The organism is Faecousia intestinalis (assembly GCF_040096185.1).
Lineage (GTDB): Bacteria > Bacillota > Clostridia > Oscillospirales > Oscillospiraceae > JAZOXB01.
Genome location: NZ_JBBMFF010000161.1, coordinates 1 through 1,618 on the forward strand (window position 1 = coordinate 1; position 1,618 = coordinate 1,618).

The 1,618-nt window shown below is 60.9% G+C and carries 1 protein-coding gene; it reads left to right on the forward strand.

The window, feature by feature from the left end; all coding sequences use genetic code 11:
- Nucleotides 1-425 precede the first annotated feature (425 nt).
- Complete coding sequence (gene fba, locus WMO66_RS04380; protein ID WP_349135167.1) at nt 426-1,388, forward strand: class II fructose-1,6-bisphosphate aldolase; 963 nt, start codon at nt 426-428, stop codon at nt 1,386-1,388.
- The last annotated feature ends 230 nt before the right edge of the window (nt 1,389-1,618 follow it).

A 1,618-nucleotide genomic window follows, 5' to 3' on the forward strand; every position in this document is an offset into this window, starting at 1 on the left:
GCCTTCCCGAGATTGCCACGTCGGCCTGCGGCCTCCTCGCAATGACAAATCGGAGGCTGTTGCCATTTTGACGGCGGTTTGTACGGACTGCAAGTGCGTCGCCGGGAGCGGCATGCCGCTCCCCTACATTGGCCGGTACCGTTTTAACGGTGGACGGTACAAATCGCAGTGCCGGGCCGGGCTGTCCCCTCCCCAACATTCGCTCCATCTCCATCGGCTAATCTCGCTGAATTCAGTGGTGTTTTTCGAACAAAATGCAGTGATTTTCCCCACTTGATTTCTCTTTCACCTGTGCTATAATGTTAGCGGTAAAACTCTGCGGCGGCGCATTTTCGGGAAGAAAACACCGTGCCCCGCAACGATAGCGGCATGCGGCCCTTCCACTGCCCGCACTGCCGAAAATACAAAAAAGGAGTGTTTTCACAATGGCTCTCGTTACCAGTACCGAGATGTTCAAGAAGGCCTATGCCGGCGGCTACGCCATCGGCGCCTTCAACGTCAACAACATGGAGATCGTGCAGGGCATCACCGAGGCCTGCGGCGAGCTGAAGGCCCCCGTCATCCTGCAGGTTTCCAAGGGCGCGCGCGCCTATGCCAACCACACCTATCTGGTGAAGCTGGTCGAGGCTGCCGTCATCGAGAACCCGGATATCCCCATCGTCCTGCATCTGGATCACGGCCCCGACTTCGAGACCTGCAAGAGCTGCATCGACGGCGGCTTCACCTCCGTCATGATCGACGGCTCCTCCCACAGCTTCGAGGACAACATCGCCCTGACCCGCAAGGTCGTCGAGTATGCCCATGACCACGGCGTCGTCGTCGAAGGCGAGCTCGGCACCCTGGCCGGCATCGAGGACGAGGTCAGCCACGCAGTCGGCTCCTACACCCGTCCGGAAGAGGTCGAGGAATTCGTCACCAAGACCGGCGTCGACTCTCTGGCCATCGCCATCGGCACCAGCCACGGCGCTTATAAGTTTAAGCCGGAGCAGTGCACCCGCAATGCCGACGGCATTCTCGTGCCGCCTCCCCTCCGCTTCGACATCCTCGAAGAGGTCTCCCGCCGTCTGCCTGGCTTCCCGATCGTCCTGCACGGCTCTTCCTCCGTGCCCCAGGAGTATGTGAAGATGATCAACGAGAACGGCGGCAACATGCCCAACGCCATCGGCGTGCCGGAAGAGGAGCTGCGCCATGCCGCTCAGCTGTCCGTCTGCAAGATCAACATCGATTCCGACCTGCGTCTGGCCATGACCGGCACGATCCGCGCCTACTTCAACGAGCATCCGGATCACTTCGACCCGCGCCAGTACCTCAAGCCCGCCCGCGCCAACATCAAGGCCCTCGTCGAGCATAAGCTCAAGGACGTCCTCGGCTGCGCCGGTAAGGCCTGATCGAAAAACCGCAAAAAATCTCCGGGACTGCAAATCGCAGCCCCGGATTTTTTGCGCTTCCGGAAGGCCCTCGGCTTTTCCGCTGCAAGGGCACTTTGCGCCCGGCTGCGCACTGCCGATTCGAACCGGCTATCGTTAAAATGGCGCGCACCAATTGCGTCTGTAGCGGCGTTCCCTGCGCAGCCGTTGGCGGCTTTGCCGCCTTACGGATGCGGCGTGCCCCTTGCGGG

Excerpts from the sequence above, each read along its gene's own strand:
- fba (WP_349135167.1), top strand. The coding sequence starts at position 426 with ATGGCTCTCGTTACCAGTACCGAGATGTTCAAGAAGGCCTATGCCGGC.